This window comes from Mesorhizobium sp. Cs1321R2N1 (assembly GCF_037179725.1).
Lineage (GTDB): Bacteria > Pseudomonadota > Alphaproteobacteria > Rhizobiales > Rhizobiaceae > Mesorhizobium > Mesorhizobium salmacidum.
The window spans coordinates 1-16,600 of the sequence record NZ_JAPYKP010000141.1 but is presented as its reverse complement, the minus strand read 5'-3'; the positions used below and the strand labels follow the sequence as shown (position 1 = coordinate 16,600).

Sequence of the window (16,600 nt, the reverse complement as noted above, 5' to 3'; positions counted from 1 at the left end):
GCGTCGGAAGGCGCGGCGGACCATGACGATGCCGAGGCTGACGACGAGGCTGCGGTCGCCGCAACCGAGACCGTCGAAACGGCGGAAGCATCCGACGATGGCCAGGGCAAGAAGCGTCGGCGCGGCAAGCGCGGCGGCAAGCGCAACCGTCGCGAAGACGGCGAAGGCGAGACCGAGGCGGCAGCCGGTGAAACGACTGAGCCTGCCGAAGCTGACGCTTCCCTAAACGAGCCTGCGGCGATCGAGCCGGTGGCTGCCGCTGCCGTCGAAGAACCGGCGGCTCCAGTCAGCGACGAGGTGCCAAGCACCGAGAAGCCCAAGAAGCCACGCCGCGCAGCCAAGCCGAAGAAGGCAGCAGCCGAGGCCGTCGCCGGGGAGCCGACCGCGGAAGCGGTCGTCCAGGCACCCGCCGAAACGCCAGCCACGGCATCGGACGAGGCGGCGGTCGCCGGAGAGACACCGAAAGCCCGGCCATCACGCCGCAAGGCGGCAGCCGCCGATACACCTGTCGTACCGGTGGTTTCCTCGACCGTGGCCGATGAGCCGGAAGCCAAGACCGAAGAAAAGCCCAAGCGTGCCGGCTGGTGGCAGCGGAAAGGCTTTTTCTAAGCTTTCCAAACGCTTGAATTGATTTTCTAACAAAAAGAATCCCGCGCCGATCGAAACGAACGGCGCGGGATTTTTCATATCCGGCAGGTCGTGATCCCTATGGCGCGAAGATCGACCAGTTCATCATCCTGGCGAGCTTTTCCAGCGCGAGCGAACCCAGCTTGGAATTGCCGTTGGCGTTGAGGCCGGGCGACCAGACGGCGAGCGAAGCGACACCCGGTACAATACCCAATATGCCGCCGCCGACGCCGCTCTTGCCGGGAATACCGACGCGGAAGGCGAAATCGCCGGAGCCGTCATAGTGGCCGCAGGTCAGCATCATGGCGCCGATGCGCCGCGCCCGCTCCGCCGACACCACGGAATGACCGGTTGCCGGGTTCTTGCCGCCATTGGCGAGGAAGCGGCCGGCCATCGCCAGTTGTCGGCAGCTCATGGCGATGGCGCAATGGTGGAAATAGACGCCCAGCGCCAGTTCCGGCGCATGATGGAGATTGCCGAAGAATTTCATGTAGTTGGCGAGCGCAAAGTTGCGGTAGCCGGTGGCGCGTTCGGAAGCCGCGACCTCGCGGTCGATGATGATCGTCTCGTCGTCGCAGAGGAACTGGATGAAGCGCAGGATCTCGCCGATCGCCTCGCGCGGCTGGTGGCCTGCAAGCAGGATGTCGGAAATGACGATGGCGCCGGCATTGATGAACGGGTTGCGCGGAATGCCGTTCTCATGCTCGAGCTGGACAATCGAGTTGAACGGGTTGCCGGAGGGCTCGCGCCCCACCCGCTTCCACAGTGCGTCGCCTACATTGCCGAGCGCCAGCGTCAGGGTGAAAACTTTCGAGATGCTCTGGATCGAAAAAGCCTGGTCGGCATCGCCGGCCACCAGCGTGCGGCCGTCATTGGTGACGGCCGCGATGCCGAATTTCTTCGGATCGACTTTGCCCAATTGGGGAATATAGGTCGCGACATCGCCGCGATCGGTGCGTTCAGCCATTTCCGCCGCGACTTCCGCCAGCGCCTGTTCGAGCGGCATGGCGTTACCTCAACCAGCGTTCGATGCGCGACATCGCCTCGACCATGTCGTCGTGGCTGCCGGCATAGGAAAACCGCATCGTGCGGTGCCCTGCCCGGGGATCGAAGTCGCGGCCGGGGGTCGCCGCCACATGTGCCTCGGCCAGCATCTTGCGGGCAAAAGCCATGCTGTCATTGCTGTGCCGGGTGACATCGCAAAAGGCATAGAAGGCGCCATCCATGGGTGCCGCCAGGGGAAAACCCAGCTCCGGGAGACGCGTCATCAAGAGCTCGCGATTCCAGGCATAGCGCCGTTTTACCGCCTCCAATTCCTCGGTTGCGGCAAAGGCCTCGATCGCCGCGATCTGCGACAGCTCCGGCGGCGAGATGTAGAGGCTCTGGCCAATGCATTCGACGGGGCGCACGAGTTCGTCCGGCAATACCATCCAGCCGATGCGCCAGCCGGTCATGCAGTAGTATTTCGAGAAAGAGTTGATCACAGTCACGCTGTTGCTAAAGGCGAGAGCCGTGGTGTCGGGGGCGCCATAGGCCAGCCGATGGTAGATCTCATCGGAAATGACGGCGATACCGAGCGACTCCGCCGTGCTGACCAGGGTCGCCAGCTCGTCGGCCGGTATGACGGCGCCGGTCGGATTGGCCGGACTTGCAAACAGCACGCCCTTTAACGGCTTCTCGCGATGCGCGGCCTCCAGATGGCCGGCATGCAGATAAGCCGCGTCACCGAGCTCGATTTCGACCACGTCGATGCCGAGGGCTGCCATGATGTTGCGATAGGCGGGGTAGCCGGGAGCGGCGATGGCGACCCGATCGCCTGGATCGAACATCACCAGGAAGGCAAGATTGAAGGCCGCCGACGATCCGGTGGTCACCGCGATCCGGCCGGGGTCGACATCGAGGCCATAATGATCCGCGCAGTGCCCGGCGATCGCCTTGCGCAGCGAGGCCAGACCCAAGGTGTCGGTATAGCCTATGCGTCCATCCTCCAGCGCCTTGGCCGCGGCGGCGCGAACCCGTACAGGCGCTGGATCGGATGGCTGGCCAACCGCCATGGAAATCACCGGTATGCCTAGGGCCTTCAGCCGGTTCGCTTCGGCAAGTACATCCATGGCATGGAACGGCTCGACATTGCCGCGATGGGAGAGCGAAACGACCATTTTTACCCCTGTCCCGAGGATTGAGCGCGCCAGGTCCTGACGCATGCGCCGCACAAATGCCCGATTGATGTGAGGATCACAAGTTGAGGAAGTTTTTCAGGCGCCGACTTTTCATCTTTCGCCCGCTCGTCTACCAGTGGACACATTATGTTGAGCCGACCCAGATCGACTATTGCCAACGCGGCGCGTGTCTTCGCGACGATTTTGCTCGCCGCCGCAGTTGCGGTGGCCGGTTCGGTGACCGCCTTCGCCCAGGGCGTGCCAGTCGTACGCGACGCCGAGATCGAAGCTCTGGTGCGCGATTATGCACGGCCGATCTTCAAGGCGGCCGGGCTCGCGAATGACGGCATCGACATCGTGCTGGTCAACGATTCCAGCTTCAACGCCTTCGTCACCGGACGCCGGCTGTTCATCAACACCGGCGCGCTGATGACGGCTGAGACGCCGAACGAAATCATCGGCGTCATCGCGCACGAAGCAGGCCATATCGCCGGCGGCCACCAGCAGAAACTGCGCGAACAGCTCGAACGCGCCAAGACCATGGCCATCATCGCCACCTTGCTCGGTGCCGGCGCCATGGTTGCCGGTGCGACCACAAACAGCCGCGGCCTTGCCGGCGCCGGCATGGGTGTGGCGGCTGGCGGCGGCGAGATGGCGCAGCGCAGCATCCTCGCCTATCAGCGCACCGAGGAAATCACGGCCGACCGCTCGGCCATCACCTATCTCAACGCCACCGGCCAGTCCGGCATGGGCATGCTGAAGACCTTCCACCGCTTCCAGACCGCGCTGTCGCTGTCGGGCGCGCAGGTCGATCCCTACCGGATCAGCCATCCCATGCCGCAGGACCGCATCGCCAACCTCGAAGTGCTGGTCAAGCAAAGCCCCAATGTCGACAAGCTCGACCCGCCGACGCTGCAGCAGCGCCACGACATGATGCGGGTGAAGATTGCCGTCTACATGGAGGGTCAGGCCGCCGCGGCGCGGCTGATGCAAAAGATGCGGGGCAGCATGGCGGCGCTCTATGGCGATGCCCAGTCGACCTATCTCTACGGCAATCTCTCCGAGGCGCTTACCAAGACCAACGCCCTGATCAAGGCGCAGCCCAAGAATGCCTACTTCCAGGAGCTGCGCGGCGATATATTGATGAAAGCGAACAAGCCCAAGGATGCAGCCGACGCCTACGCCAAGGCGGTCAGCCTCGATCCGGCACGGTCCGGCCTGCTGCCTGTCTCGCTTGGCCAGGCGCTGATGGCGGTCGGCACGCCCGACTCGCTCAAGAAAGCTGTCGTGCAGATCAACAATGGCCTGGGGCGCGACAAGGAAAATTCCACCGGCTATCGTTATCTGGCACAGGCTTACGGCGAGCTGGGAGACATACCGGGCGCCGAGCTTGCCACCGCCGAAGGCCATTTCTATTCCGGCGACTACAAGGATGCGAAGATCTTCGCCATGCGGGCGCAACAGCAGATGAAGCGCAGCGAGCCACGCTGGATACGCGCCCAGGACATCATAAACTACAAATCGTCAGGCAAAAGCCAGTAATCTCATGAACCCTCCGGCCGCGTGCTGCGACAGACCGGAAAACAGGCAGAAGGAACGAGAACGATGAAAAAGGCACTGCTGCTGGGCACCACGGGGGTTGCGGTCGCCCTTGCCATGCTGGCTTTCGGTTTCGTGGCCGGCAGTCCGCAAATTGCGAAGGCCGGAACGGCACAGCCTGTCCAGACGGCGCAGCCTGTCCAGACGGCTCAGCCTGTCCAGACGGCCGGGGCCGATACCAAAATCGACCGCACCGAGGTCGAGGGAATCATCCGCGACTATCTCCTGAAGAATCCGGAAGTGCTGCTCGAAGTGCAGGACGCGCTCGAGGCCAAGCAGAAGGAGGAACAGCGGCTCGCGGCGCTCGGCGTCATCAAGAACGCCAAGGACCAGATCTTCAACTCCACCTTCGACGGCGTCGTCGGCAACCCGAACGGCAAGGCCACGATCGTGGAGTTCTACGACTACAATTGCGGCTTCTGCAAACGCGCCATCGAGGACATGCGGGCCCTGACCAAGTCCGATCCGGATCTGCGTTTCGTGCTCAAGGAATTCCCGATCCTCGGCCCGGATTCGCAGAAGGCCAGCGTCGTTTCGATGGCGTTCCACATGATGATGCCGGAGAAGTATGGCGAGTTCCACAATGCGCTGCTTGGCGGCCAGGGGCGCGCCACCGAGGCAACAGCGATCAAGATCGCGCTTTCGCTCGGCGCCGACGAGGCGACGCTGCGCGAGAAGATGAAGGACGCGTCGATCCCCGAAGCCTTCTCCAAGACCTACGATCTTGCCAACAAGCTGCAGATCACCGGAACCCCTTCCTACGTCGTCGGCAACGAGGTCGTGTTCGGGGCGCTCGGGCAGGAAGTGCTCGCCGAAAAGATCAAGGCGGCGAAAGCCGCGCTTTGACCGGCGAGCGGTTTTCTTCACGGGCGCATTTCGGCCTGTTGTGGACAGTGAAAGAACGCACTTGCGCTCTTTCCGCAGGCGACTATGCCCGGTATAGAGGCCCAGCGCGCCGGCTTGACGCCGGCGCCGGAAAAGGTCGGCTTTTTTGAAAACGGTTTTCGTCCTGAACGGTCCCAATCTCAACGCGCTCGGCAAGCGCGAGCCGGGCATTTATGGCGGCAAGACGCTCGCGGCCATCGCGGACGACTGCAAGCAGGCAGGCAAATCGCTTGGGATCGAGATCGATTTCCGCCAGTCGAACCATGAAGGCGATCTTGTCGACTGGATCCAGGAAGCCGGCGACAAGGCCGCCGGCATCGTCATCAACCCAGGCGCCTATAGCCATACCTCGATTGCCATCCACGACGCCATCCGCTCGATCGCGCCGCTGCCGGTCGCCGAAGTTCACCTTTCCAATATCCACGCGCGGGAACCGTTCCGCCACGTCTCCATGGTCGCGCCGGTCGCTGTCGGCATGATCTGTGGCTTTGGGCCGCTCGGCTACACGCTGGCGCTGCAAGCGCTGGCCGCACGCCTATGACCGGCCAACAAACAGAAGGCTCGAAAATGTCGATAAAGAAGACCGGTGTTGACCAGCAACTGATCCGCGATCTGGCGGGCATACTGAACGACACCAACCTGACCGAGATCGAGGTTGAACTCGGCGACCTGAAGGTTCGGGTGTCACGGCAGGCGCCCACCGTCCATGCGATCGCCGCACCGCAACCGGCCTATGCGCCGGCAGCGGCCGCCCAATCTGCAACGGCGGCTGCCCCGGCGACTGTCGACGTGTCGAAGAACGCCGTCCCTTCGCCCATGGTCGGCACCGCCTACCTGGCGCCGTCTCCTGACGCAAAGCCGTTCATCGAGATCGGTCAGAAGGTCAAGGAAGGCCAGACGCTGCTGATCATCGAGGCGATGAAGACAATGAACCAGATCCCCTCGCCGCGCGCCGGCACTGTCACGGCGATCCTGTTCGAGGACGCGACGCCGGTCGAATACGGCATGCCGCTCGTCGTGATCGAATAGAGCGGACCTGATGTTCCAGAAGATCCTCATCGCCAATCGCGGCGAAATCGCGCTCCGGGTGCTGCGCGCCTGCAAGGAACTCGGCATCCAGACCGTGGTGGTGCATTCGACCGCCGACGCTGACGCCATGCATGTCAGGCTCGCCGACGAAAGCGTGTGCATCGGTCCGCCGCCGTCGCGCGACAGCTATCTCAACATTCACCAGATCGTCGCGGCGTGCGAGATCACCGGCGCCGACGCCGTGCATCCGGGCTACGGCTTCCTGTCGGAGAACGCCAAGTTCGCCGATATCCTGGCGGCGCACAACATCACCTTCATCGGCCCGTCCGGCGACCATATCCGCATCATGGGCGACAAGATCGAGGCCAAGCGCACGGCAAAGCGCCTCGGCATTCCGGTGGTGCCCGGCTCCGATGGCGCGGTGACCGAAGAAAAGGAAGCCAGGCGCATCGCCGCCGAGATCGGCTATCCCGTCATCATCAAGGCGTCGGCCGGCGGCGGGGGACGCGGCATGAAGGTGGCGCATACCGAGGCAGACCTCGAAATCGCCCTGCAGACGGCGCGCTCGGAAGCCGGCGCGGCCTTCGGCGACGACGCGGTCTACATCGAGAAATATCTGGAGAAACCGCGCCACATCGAGGTGCAGGTGTTCGGCGACGGCTTCGGCGGCGGCGTGCATTTCGGCGAGCGCGACTGTTCGTTGCAACGGCGCCACCAGAAAGTCTGGGAAGAGGCCAATTCGCCGGCGCTCAACGCCGAGGAACGGTCGCGCATCGGCGGCATCTGCGCCAAGGCGATTGCCGATCTCGGCTATTCGGGAGCCGGCACCATCGAGTTCCTGTACGAGAATGGCGAGTTCTATTTCATCGAGATGAACACGCGTCTCCAGGTCGAGCATCCGGTGACGGAAGCGATCACCGGCATCGATCTGGTCCACGAACAGATCCGCGTCGCTTCCGGCGGCGGCCTTTCGGTCAAGCAGGAAGACATCAAGTTCAACGGCCACGCCATCGAATGCCGTATCAACGCCGAGGATCCGCGCACCTTCACCCCCTCACCCGGCACGATCACCCATTTCCACACGCCCGGCGGCCTCGGCATCCGCGTCGATTCCGGTGTCTATTCCGGCTACAAGATCCCGCCCTACTATGACAGCCTGATCGGCAAGTTGATCGTGCATGGACGCAACCGCGTCGAATGCATGATGCGGCTGCGGCGGGCGCTCGATGAATTCGTCGTCGACGGGATCAAAACGACATTGCCGCTGTTTCGCGATCTCGTCGGTAATGCCGACATTGCCAATGGCGACTACGACATCCATTGGCTGGAAAAATATCTGGCCAAGGGCGAATAGCCCAACTTAGCGCTATGATGACGCGATGACCCGACCCTACGCGCCAGGCTATCGCATTCCCACCGACCTTCTGCTCAAGGCATACGCCTCGGGCGTCTTTCCTATGGCCGAGAGTGCTGGTGATCCGGAGGTCTTCTGGGTGCGGCCGGAGACGCGCGGCATCATCCCGCTCGCAGGTTTTCACACACCCAGAAGCCTGAAGAAGACGATCCGCAAGCACGCATTCGAAATTCGTTTCGACTTCGATTTCGAGGCTACGATCGACGGTTGTGCCGAGAAGCGCGAAGAGCGCCGCTCGACCTGGATCAATGCGCCGATCCGCGAGGCCTACGTGCAGTTGCACCGTATGGGGCACTGCCATTCGGTCGAGGCCTGGCGCGAGGGGCGTCTGGTCGGCGGGCTCTATGGAGTCTCGCTGGGGCGGGTGTTTTTCGGCGAAAGCATGTTTTCCAAGGAGACGGACGCGTCGAAGATCTGCCTGGTGCATCTCGTCGAGCGCCTGAAGGCTCGGGGCTTCGCGCTGCTCGATACCCAGTTCACCACCGAACACCTCAAGCGCTTCGGCGCCGTCGACGTGCCGCGCGGCAAATACGAAAAGATGCTGGCCGACGCGCTGAAAGGTGAAGCGGTCTTTTTTCCGTAGGGATCAAGGCCTATGTGGCGGTGGCCGCGAGCGGCGTCTGCGCATGGAACATCATCTTCCAGCCGTTGGCGCGATGGACGTAGCCGGTGCTGACCAGCGCTGCATAGGGCTCGCCATTCTCCCTCGTAGCGCGCGCCTCGTAAGTCAGCATGACAATATCGCTACCGGGTTCGATTATTCCCTTGAGCTCGATGTCGAGGTCGCGCCAGCGGTTGGGTTTGGTTGCGGTCTTGGCCAGATCGGCATTGTCCATCGCCTGTGCCATCTGCGGAAACGCCACCAGGCATTCGGTATCAACATTGGCAGCATAGTAGCTAGCATCACCCGTCCAGAACCCTTTTTCGAGTTCCAGCAACTCGGCCTTGTTGGCCATGATCCGCTTGCTGTCCGACATTGACGTGTCCTCCACGCGCGTGGTGATTGTCCTCCACGCGCGTGGTGATTGTCCAACGCGCGCCAGCCATGGCGGTTCCAAGAGATCAGTTGGTGTCCGTCGTATCCGGTTCCGCGGCGTCGTCGGGCTGTGCCGCGTCCGGACTGACCGTGGGCTTTGGCTTGGCCGAGGCAGACTGAGTTGCGGCTGGCTTCGAAGCGTCGGTTTTCGCCCCGTCGGCCTTGGTCGCACCACTCTTGCCAGCGTCGGGCGCCGGCACATCCGACTTCTGCTTGCACGCCTTCAACCAGACGTCATAGACGGCATGTTCGACGGCATTGAGACCCGGGCTTTCGGCGAACATCCAGCCAGTGAAGATGCGGCGGATCTTGCGATCGAGCGTGATCTCGTCCACCTCGACGAAGGAGTCGGTCTTCGGCTCTTCGTTCTCCGGCCGGGAATAGCAGACGCGTGGCGTAACCTGCAGGGCGCCGAACTGCACCGTCTCATCGATATAGACATCGAAAGTAATGATGCGGCCGGTGATCTTGTCGATGCCAGCGAACTCGGCGACCGGGTTGGTGATGCGATCCGATCCCGCGGGCGCCGTCGGCGCCGGAGCGGCGGGTGCAGGTGCGGGTGAAGCCGAAAACGCGACGGTGCTGACGGCGAGGCTGGCGGCTAGCGCCAGACCGCCTGTCGATATCAGGTTGAAAAAGCTCATGCAGGGGTACCGGTGGTTCGCGCCCAGGTGATTCCGTCGATCGCCAAGGCTAGTCGCCGTTTTCTGATCAGCAAGCAGCTAAACACCAATTGTGGCGATAAAGGACCGGCCTGCACCTTACAACCCGCGCCGTTACGACCCCGGCGTCCATGCGTCGTAATCGCCGGTGACCTGCGGGCGATGTTGATTGGCCAGCAGCGAGCCCTTCGGACGATAGGCCGCTGGCGTGCCGGTCAGATTGGGTAAATGCGGCTTTTGCCAGTCGCGCGGCCGGTAGTCATCACTGGGGGGAGCGACATCGACCCGATGGTGAATCCAGCCGTGCCAGCCAGGCGGGATGGCCGAGGCTTCCGAATAGTTGCGGTAGATAACCCAGCGACGCGTGCGGCCCTCCGAATCGATGCCGCCTTCGTAATAGACATTGCCGGCCTCGTCCTGGCCGACTTCCTTGCCGTGCCGCCAGGTGTGCAGGCGCGTTCCCAGCGTCTGGCTGTTCCACCAGGTGAAAAACTGCGTCAGGAAAGTCTTCATTTCAGAACCCTCGCGCTGGCGGCGCCCGTTTCCTGCTTATGGCGTCAGGCCTTCGGGAAGGCAAGGGTTTTGCCACGGGGAGCGCGCAAATGGCGCGCCAGGGCCCGACACAAGCCTGTGATCCCAAGGGGTGGCCGGATGCGCGCTTGCCAAGCCTTGCCGCTCTTTCTAAAGCTCTGCGCGCCCATGTGGAAATCCTATCCGGCCGGGGCAGAAGGAGGCGACGATTGGCCACGCAATTGCCGACCACCGATATCCGCATCGGCGCCGACCTGATTCGCCGCCGCAAGGGCGGCACACCGATCGTATGCCTCACCGCCTACACCTACCCGATCGCCCGCCTGCTCGATCCCTATGTCGACCTGCTCCTGGTCGGCGACAGCGTCGCCATGGTCCTGCATGGCCATGAGACGACGCTGGGCGCCTCGCTGGAGATGATGATCGCGCACGGCCAAGCCGTGATGCGGGGCTCGGCCAAGGCCTGCGTCGTCGTCGACATGCCGGCCGGCACGTATGAGGATTCAGCCGCGCAGGCCGTGGTCTCGGCGCGGCGCATCGTCGGCGAGAGCGGCTGCCAGGCGGTGAAACTCGAGGGAGGCGTCGACATGGCCGCTCAGATCGCGGCGATCGTGGCCGCCGATATCCCGGTCATGGGCCATATCGGCCTCCAGCCGCAATCGGTGGAAAAGGATGGCGGCTACAAGATCAAGGGTCGCACGGACGAGAATGTGGCCGCCCTGATCGCCGACGCGCTCGCGGTCGAGAAGGCCGGTGCGTTTTCCCTGGTCATCGAAGGAACGATAGAGACGGTCGCCGCGGACATCACCCGCCGCATCGCCATTCCAACCATCGGCATCGGCGCCAGCGGCGAGTGCGACGGCCAGATTCTGGTCATCGACGACATGGTCGGGCTAACAGTCGATCGCGTGCCTAAATTCGTCAAGCAATACGCCGACCTGCGCAGTGTGATCGCGCATGCCGCCGAGCGCTACGCATCGGAGGTGCGGGACCGCGATTTCCCCGGCCCCACCCACGTCTTCTCGAGAACAAATGGCGGGGATGAATCATGAGCCGGCCCGACATGGTCGACAGCGTTGCCGCGCTTCGCGCGCGAATTAGCGACTGGCGGCGCGATGGGCTGCGCATCGCCTTGGTGCCGACCATGGGCGCATTGCATGACGGGCATCTTTCGCTGATCAAGATCGCGCTCGAAAGAGCGGATCGCTGCGTGGTGTCGATCTTCGTCAATCCGACGCAGTTCGCGCCGAGCGAGGATCTCGACAAGTACCCGCGCCAGTTGGCGCGCGACCTCGACATGCTGGCGACGGCCAAGGCAGATCTTGCCTTCACGCCTGATGTCAGCGAGATGTATCCCGCCGGTTTTGCCACGAGAATCTCGGTCGGCGGCCCGTCAGCCGGGCTCGAAACGGACTTTCGCCCCACCTTTTTCGACGGCGTCGCCACCGTGGTGGCCAAGCTTCTCCTGCAGGCTGCACCCGACGTCGCCATCTTTGGCGAAAAGGACTATCAGCAGCTTTGCGTCGTCAGGCAGCTTTGCCGCGACCTCGACCTGCCTGTAGAAGTCATCGGCGCGCCGACCATACGCGATGCGCATAGCCTCGCCATGTCATCGCGCAACGCCTATCTCGATGAAGCCGAACTCCGGATCGCGCGCCAGCTCAACCTTATCCTGCGCAAGGCGGCAGTGGCGCTGGCGGCGGGCGCAGGTCAAGAGGAAACGATCGCCGAAGCAAGCCGCGCCCTGATCGCGGCCGGCTTCCAGAAGGTCGATTATGTCGAGGCCCGCGAAAGCCTGACACTTAAGCCATGGCGGCACGACCGAGCGGGCCGCGTTCTCGCTGCCGCCTGGCTGGGAAAAACCAGGCTGATCGACAATGTGGAAGTTCCCACCGCCTGATCGGCGCGCGCTGAAAGCTCCGGCCTGAGCCGCTGCCGGCAGGATCCGTCTACTTTGCCTTCTTGTATTTTTCGAGAAGTTTATCGAGGTCGTTGACGTCCAGAGGCGGATGTCCCGCCGCCGGGTCGTCTGCCGGGTTGAATGTGACGACGATGTCGCGCCACAAATCATAGGGGGCGGCGTAGGATGCCAGCCCGGGGAACGGCGCGCAGCGCGCGATTGCCCGAATGGCGGCTTCGGCAACCTTATCCCGTGGTGGTGTCACAGGATCGACGATTTTTGGCGGGCCGGCGAGCGATCCGTCCTTGTTCAGGCTGATCTGAACGCGTGCAATGCTTGTGGTATTTGCAGGCATGTTCCAACAGGCTTGGATAGCTTTCATGAGATAGTCGCCGATATCGCGCTGGACCGCTGGTTCCGCCCCGCTCGAGCCACTGCTCGACACAAGTGACGCGGCAAGAATGCCGGCGAACATGAGGTTATTGCATAAACGATCGGCCGTGCCCTGGCGGGACCCGCCCGCCGTCGTAAGGTCAAAGCCCACGCTCAGGCCGCTTCGTCTGCGCGCTTCTTTTCGATCTGGCCGATGGCGTCGACCACGGCGTCGAAGGTCAGCATGGTTGACGCATGGCGCGCCTTGTAGTCGCGCACCGGCTCCAAATAGCCGAGGTCGGCGAAGCGTCCTTCGGGTGGCGCGCCGTTCTCCTTCAGCATCTTAAGCATGGTCTCGCGCACCGCGCGCAATTCCTCGGCACTGGCGCCGACGACATGTTGCGCCATGATCGAGGACGATGCCTGTCCGAGCGCGCAGGCTTTCACGTCGTGGGCGAAGTCGGTGACCACGCCGTCCTCCATCTTGAGGTCGACGGTAACGGTCGACCCGCACAGCTTGGAATGCGCCTTCGCGGTCGCGTCGGGATGATCGAGCCGGCCGATGCGGGCGATGTTTCCGGCAAAACCGAGAATTTTCGCGTTGTAGACGTCGTTGATCATTATTTTCCAATCCGTCGCCGCCAAGCAAACAGCGATTGCCGTTGTTGCGTCTTTCATTCGCCCGGCACGACCATATATAATGCTGGCAGTCTGGTATCGACAAGGCGGCGAGAGCCACTGTCCTTGCCGGGAAGTTCACGCCGCTTACGGGGCTGGAAACGGGGCGAGTTTCCGACACCGAAAGGTCGTGGTCCGTTCAACTCGTTCCTCCTGAGAGAGGGACTACGGGAGACGCCTTTTATGGATGCCGTCATCAAGAAACTCATGCCCCAGTCGGCCTATATGGAAAAGCCGGTCACCGACCGCCCGAGCGAGGCCGAAGTCGAGGCCGCCGTGCGCACATTGCTGCGCTGGACCGGCGACAACCCGGATCGCGAGGGTTTGATCGATACCCCCAAGCGGGTGGCCAAGGCGTTCCGTGAAATGTTCGGCGGCTACGATATGTGCCCAGCCGAGGAGCTTGGCCGTACTTTCGAGGAGGTCGCCGGCTACGACGATCTCGTGATCGTCAAGGACATCCAGTTCCATTCGCATTGTGAGCACCACATGGTGCCGATCATCGGCAAGGCGCATGTCGGCTATCTGCCCGACGGCAAGGTCGTCGGCCTGTCCAAGATCGCGCGCGTCGTCGATATCTTCGCCCATCGCCTGCAGACGCAGGAAGCCCTGACCGCGCAGATTGCCGGGGTCATCCAGGACGTGCTCAACCCGCGCGGCGTCGCTGTCATGATCGAGGCCGAGCACATGTGCATGGCCATGCGCGGCATCCGCAAGCAGGGCTCAACCACGCTGACCTCCACCTTCACCGGCGTTTTCAAGGATACGCCCGAAGAGCAGGTTCGTTTTGTCACCATGGTGCGCGGCGGCAGGGCGTAAGCCCCTTGCCGACGTCACGGTCAACAGGAAATAGACCGGCAATGTCGGCACTGGAATTTCCGAAAGCTCCCTCGGACAAGACGACCCTGGAAGAAGGCACGGTGTTCTCGCCGCGCTTCGATGCCGCCGGTCTTGTCACCGTCGTCGTAACCGATGCCGCCGACGGCATGCTGCTGATGGTCGCGCATATGAATGCGCACGCGCTGGCGCTGACGCTGGAGACAGGCATTGCCCATTACTGGTCGCGCTCGCGCAACGCACTCTGGAAGAAGGGCGAAACCTCGGGCAATTTCCAGCATGTCGTCGAGATGCTCACGGATTGTGACCAGGACGCCATATGGTTGCGCGTCAAAGTGTTGGGCCACGACGCAACTTGTCACACTGGCCGGCGTTCATGCTTTTATCGGACGGTGGGGCTGATCGACGGCAAGGGGACGCTTGCCGATGACGGCAGCAAGCCGCTGTTCGATGCGGAAAACACCTATCGAAAGCCATCAGCTTGAACCTTCTGCCTCACACCGACCACATACATTCATCATTTCGATACGGCCCATTTGTATAATAGCCTGGGACAAGGGAGATCATGATGCTCGAATGGGCGTCATTGCGTAACAGACCAGATGTCAGGGAGGCCAACGGCCTGTCCTCGGCAGGCGGCGCATCCGAAACAACATCCCCCAAGAAAACAGGTATTTCGCTCGCGCTCGGCGGCGGCTGTGCCAGAGGCTGGGCTCATATCGGCGTGCTGCGCGCGCTCGACGAAGCCGGCATCGAAGTTTCGATGATCGCCGGCACCTCGATCGGTGCTCTGGTCGGCGGCTGTTATCTCGCCGGCAAACTGGATGAGCTGGAAGAGTTCGCCCGCAGCCTCACAAGGCGGCGCATCTTCGGCCTGCTCGATCTCAACCTGCGCGGCAGCGGCCTTTTCGGCGGCATGAAGCTGGACGCGCGCCTGCGCGAGCACGCGGCCGGTATCCGCTTCGACGATCTGCCCAAGCCATTTGTCTGCGTCGCGTCGGAAATCCGCACCGGCCACGAGATCTGGCTGTCGAGCGGCTCGCTGATCACAGCCATGCGCGCGTCCTACGCGCTGCCGGGCGTGTTCGAGCCAGTCGATTGCAACGGCCGCGTGCTGGTCGACGGAGCGCTGGTCAATCCTGTGCCTGTTTCGGTCTGCCGCGCCTACGAGCAGCCGCTCGTCGTGGCGGTCAACCTCCACTACGACCTGTTCGGCCGCGCCGCCGTGATCAAACACAGTGCCGGCGAGCTGGTTATCGAAAAGGATGCGCCACGGCCTGGCCAGGTCAACTCCCAGCACCAATCGCACCAGACGCGTCTGGGCATCACCGGCGTGATGGTGGAAGCCTTCAACATCATCCAGGACCGCATTTCACGGGCCAGGCTTGCCGGCGATCCACCCGACATGTCGCTGCAGCCCAAGCTCAGCCATATCGGCCTCACCGAATTCCACCGGGCCGACGAGGCGATCCAGCTCGGCTATCAGGCCACGATGGCGCAGATCGGCGAACTGACGCGGCTGCAGACGGTTCTCGACTAGATGGTGATCTGGGCCGACCGAATCGGAGGTGCCGATGGCCAGGATTGTCTATTCCATGCTGACGTCGTTGGACGGCTATATCGCCCGATCGGACGAGGACATCGGCTTGCCGGTGCCCGAAGCGGAGCTGCACCAGCATTTCAACGACATGATGAGACAGGCCTCCGCCGTACTCGCGGGACGGCGCATGTACGAGACGATGCGCTTCTGGGACAGTCCTGAGCGCGAGACCGGTACCGACGAGGTCGAGCGGGATTTTGCCCAGGCATGGCGCGAAACGCCGAAGATCGTCTTCTCGACCACGCTTCGGCAAGTCGGGTTCAATGCCCGCCTGGTGGATGACGATGCCGAGAACACGGTACGATCCCTCAAGGCGCAGGCCGATGGCCTCGTCATCCTCGGTGGTGCCGACCTTGCAGCCTCTCTGACACGAGCCGGTCTCATCGACGAATACAGGCTCTATATGCATCCTGTGGTGCTGGGTGGCGGCAAGCCTTATTTCCAATCCGGCCTGTCGCTGGCGCTGAAACCGCTCGGTACGGAAAGTCTTACCCAGGGCGTGACGTTGCTACGTTATGCGCCGGCCGGCTGAATTGCCCGGTTTCCGCCGCGCGCCTACGCCCGTGCGGCATCGATAATGCGAAATTGCACCGTACGGTTGCCGTTCCAGTGATTGCCCGACAGCGAGCCGGCGACATGCATCGTCTTGCCCCGGTTCTTGAACAGGAATTCGCCAAGCACCGTGTCGACGGCGCGAAAGGCGATCGCCTGGATACGGCCGCCGCTCTCCGACTGTAAATCGGCGCGAATATGGTTGGTGCCGACCGGCCTGATATCGACCAGCCGATGGCGCGGCAAAGCGAAAACCGGCGCGATATGCCCGGCGCCGAAAGGGCCCGCCTTCTCCAGGGCGTCGAGCAGGCCGAGCGTCGCGCCTTCCGCGGCAAGCGCGCCATCGATGGCCAGGGTTTCCTCATCCTGCAACCGGAAAACGTCGGCGGCCGCCCGCTCCTCGAAGAAGGCCCTGAGCTCGCCCAGCCTTGCGCGCTCGACGGTGATGCCAGCAGCCATACCATGGCCGCCGCCCTTGACGATGAGCCCGGCATTGGCGGCTTCGCGCACCAGCCGGCCAAGGTCGAAACCCGACACCGAACGGCCCGAGCCGGTGCCGGTGCCGTTGGCGTTGAAGGCGATGGCGAAGGCCGGCCGCCGAGCGTGATCCTTCAGTCGTGAGGCAAGCAGGCCGACAATGCCGGGGTGCCAGTTGTGGCTGGCGGTGACGACGATTGCCGGACCGCTGCCGCCCGCGAGCTCGGCATCGGCCTCGGCGC

The 16,600-nt window shown here is 63.0% G+C and carries 20 protein-coding genes and 1 pseudogene; 13 read left to right on the top strand and 8 right to left on the bottom strand.

Going from position 1 to position 16,600, the window contains the following annotated elements; translation table 11 throughout:
* A pseudogene (locus O7A61_RS26135) lies at positions 1–609 on the top strand (ribonuclease E/G); the annotation flags it as partial.
* 97 nt (positions 610–706) lie between these two features.
* Here O7A61_RS26135 and O7A61_RS26130 read toward each other — a convergent pair.
* Positions 707–1,633, bottom strand: a complete 927-nt coding sequence (locus O7A61_RS26130; protein ID WP_337132265.1) for a glutaminase — start codon at positions 1,631–1,633, stop codon at positions 707–709.
* A 4-nt stretch (positions 1,634–1,637) separates the two neighbouring features.
* Positions 1,638–2,786: a pyridoxal phosphate-dependent aminotransferase gene (locus O7A61_RS26125; protein WP_337132264.1), complete on the bottom strand. Its 1,149-nt coding sequence runs from the start codon at positions 2,784–2,786 to the stop codon at positions 1,638–1,640.
* Between the two features lie 147 nt (positions 2,787–2,933).
* On the opposite strand from O7A61_RS26125, the gene O7A61_RS26120 reads away from it, so the two are divergent.
* The 6 genes from O7A61_RS26120 to aat all read left to right on the top strand — a co-directional run bounded on the left by O7A61_RS26120 (position 2,934) and on the right by aat (position 8,296).
* On the top strand, positions 2,934–4,328 hold the full coding sequence (locus O7A61_RS26120) for a M48 family metalloprotease (RefSeq protein ID WP_337132263.1): 1,395 nt from the start codon (positions 2,934–2,936) through the stop codon (positions 4,326–4,328).
* A gap of 63 nt (positions 4,329–4,391) precedes the next feature.
* Positions 4,392–5,231, top strand: coding sequence for a DsbA family protein (locus O7A61_RS26115; RefSeq protein ID WP_337132262.1), 840 nt, complete (start codon positions 4,392–4,394; stop codon positions 5,229–5,231).
* A gap of 145 nt (positions 5,232–5,376) precedes the next feature.
* A complete protein-coding gene (gene aroQ / locus O7A61_RS26110) occupies positions 5,377–5,811 on the top strand; it encodes a type II 3-dehydroquinate dehydratase (protein ID WP_027146847.1) in 435 nt (144 codons plus the stop codon).
* A gap of 26 nt (positions 5,812–5,837) precedes the next feature.
* A complete protein-coding gene (gene accB, locus O7A61_RS26105) occupies positions 5,838–6,299 on the top strand; it encodes an acetyl-CoA carboxylase biotin carboxyl carrier protein (protein ID WP_027146846.1) in 462 nt (153 codons plus the stop codon).
* A 10-nt stretch (positions 6,300–6,309) separates the two neighbouring features.
* Entirely contained in the window at positions 6,310–7,653 is a 1,344-nt protein-coding gene (accC, locus tag O7A61_RS26100; RefSeq protein WP_015318039.1) for an acetyl-CoA carboxylase biotin carboxylase subunit, read from the top strand.
* A gap of 25 nt (positions 7,654–7,678) precedes the next feature.
* Entirely contained in the window at positions 7,679–8,296 is a 618-nt protein-coding gene (gene aat / locus O7A61_RS26095) for a leucyl/phenylalanyl-tRNA--protein transferase (protein ID WP_337132261.1), read from the top strand.
* A 10-nt stretch (positions 8,297–8,306) separates the two neighbouring features.
* Here aat and O7A61_RS26090 read toward each other — a convergent pair whose 3' ends face one another.
* The 3 genes from O7A61_RS26090 to O7A61_RS26080 form a co-directional block, all read right to left on the bottom strand.
* On the bottom strand, positions 8,307–8,690 hold the full coding sequence (locus O7A61_RS26090) for a hypothetical protein (RefSeq protein WP_337107257.1): 384 nt from the start codon (positions 8,688–8,690) through the stop codon (positions 8,307–8,309).
* An 85-nt stretch (positions 8,691–8,775) separates the two neighbouring features.
* The gene (locus tag O7A61_RS26085) at positions 8,776–9,393 is read right to left on the bottom strand and encodes a DUF2155 domain-containing protein (RefSeq protein ID WP_140508802.1); all 618 of its coding nucleotides are present in this window, start codon (positions 9,391–9,393) and stop codon (positions 8,776–8,778) included.
* A 132-nt stretch (positions 9,394–9,525) separates the two neighbouring features.
* Positions 9,526–9,924, bottom strand: coding sequence for an NADH:ubiquinone oxidoreductase subunit NDUFA12 (locus O7A61_RS26080; protein WP_337132260.1), 399 nt, complete (start codon positions 9,922–9,924; stop codon positions 9,526–9,528).
* 227 nt (positions 9,925–10,151) lie between these two features.
* Here O7A61_RS26080 and panB point away from each other — a divergent pair, with 227 nt between their 5' ends.
* A complete protein-coding gene (panB, locus tag O7A61_RS26075; RefSeq protein WP_337132259.1) occupies positions 10,152–10,994 on the top strand; it encodes a 3-methyl-2-oxobutanoate hydroxymethyltransferase in 843 nt (280 codons plus the stop codon).
* Positions 10,991–11,842, top strand: coding sequence for a pantoate--beta-alanine ligase (gene panC / locus O7A61_RS26070; protein ID WP_337132258.1), 852 nt, complete (start codon positions 10,991–10,993; stop codon positions 11,840–11,842). The genes panB and panC overlap by 4 nt, the downstream gene beginning before the upstream one ends.
* A gap of 49 nt (positions 11,843–11,891) precedes the next feature.
* Here the strand turns inward: panC and O7A61_RS26065 are convergent, their stop codons facing one another.
* Together O7A61_RS26065 and O7A61_RS26060 are read right to left on the bottom strand one after the other, a co-directional pair.
* A complete protein-coding gene (locus tag O7A61_RS26065) occupies positions 11,892–12,317 on the bottom strand; it encodes a hypothetical protein (protein ID WP_337132257.1) in 426 nt (141 codons plus the stop codon).
* A gap of 71 nt (positions 12,318–12,388) precedes the next feature.
* Positions 12,389–12,835, bottom strand: a complete 447-nt coding sequence (locus O7A61_RS26060; RefSeq protein ID WP_015317578.1) for an iron-sulfur cluster assembly scaffold protein — start codon at positions 12,833–12,835, stop codon at positions 12,389–12,391.
* 240 nt (positions 12,836–13,075) lie between these two features.
* Here O7A61_RS26060 and folE point away from each other — a divergent pair, with 240 nt between their 5' ends.
* From folE to O7A61_RS26040, 4 genes are all read left to right on the top strand, one after another.
* Positions 13,076–13,711, top strand: coding sequence for a GTP cyclohydrolase I FolE (gene folE, locus O7A61_RS26055; protein WP_027146839.1), 636 nt, complete (start codon positions 13,076–13,078; stop codon positions 13,709–13,711).
* 41 nt (positions 13,712–13,752) lie between these two features.
* Complete coding sequence (hisI, locus tag O7A61_RS26050) at positions 13,753–14,214, top strand: phosphoribosyl-AMP cyclohydrolase (protein WP_337132256.1); 462 nt, start codon at positions 13,753–13,755, stop codon at positions 14,212–14,214.
* 80 nt (positions 14,215–14,294) lie between these two features.
* Entirely contained in the window at positions 14,295–15,269 is a 975-nt protein-coding gene (locus O7A61_RS26045; protein ID WP_442921118.1) for a patatin family protein, read from the top strand.
* Positions 15,270–15,303: 34 nt separating this feature from the next.
* Positions 15,304–15,861, top strand: a complete 558-nt coding sequence (locus O7A61_RS26040) for a dihydrofolate reductase family protein (protein WP_337132254.1) — start codon at positions 15,304–15,306, stop codon at positions 15,859–15,861.
* 23 nt (positions 15,862–15,884) lie between these two features.
* Here O7A61_RS26040 and O7A61_RS26035 read toward each other — a convergent pair.
* On the bottom strand, positions 15,885–16,600 hold a 716-nt coding region (locus O7A61_RS26035), incomplete at its 5' end, for a DHHA1 domain-containing protein (protein WP_337132253.1).